At 63.5% G+C, this 419-nt stretch carries 1 protein-coding gene; it reads right to left on the minus strand.

Annotation, left to right across the window (positions count from 1 at the left end; genetic code table 11):
* Positions 1-131: 131 nt before the first annotated feature.
* On the minus strand, positions 132-419 hold a 288-nt coding region (locus tag NJD74_RS19635; protein ID WP_319624832.1), incomplete at its 5' end, for an amidase family protein.

A 419-nucleotide genomic window follows, 5' to 3' on the forward strand; every position in this document is an offset into this window, starting at 1 on the left:
GTCTCGCTGCGCTCCACATGAGCCGACCCTCCCCCTCCAGGGGAGGGTAAGCAAGCGGCTTCGCATGCTGTCAGTCCCAAGTCATCCAAGCTTGCGCCAAGAGGGCGCAGTCCGGAATGACGGCGGTGCGATTAGTTCGTTGGCGGCTTCGGCCAGGGCCGCTGCGGGCCGCGCAAGCCTTCGAACGCCTTGGCCATGCCGAGCACGCCGATATCGTCGAAGCGGCGGCCGACGATCTGCACGCCGATGGGAAAACCCTTGGCGTCGAAGCCGCCATTGATGGAGATGGCAGGATTTTCCGACATATTCCACGGCACGGTATAGGCGATGTGCTCGAACGGCTTCATCGGATCGTTGGTGGGCGAAGCCCAGTCCGCGGGGTAGTTCACGTTCGGCGCGGTCGGCGAGATCACATAGTC

Origin of the sequence: Stenotrophomonas sp. RG-453, from assembly GCF_033843685.1 — a bacterium.
GTDB classification, from domain to species: Bacteria; Pseudomonadota; Gammaproteobacteria; order Xanthomonadales; family Xanthomonadaceae; genus Stenotrophomonas; species Stenotrophomonas bentonitica_A.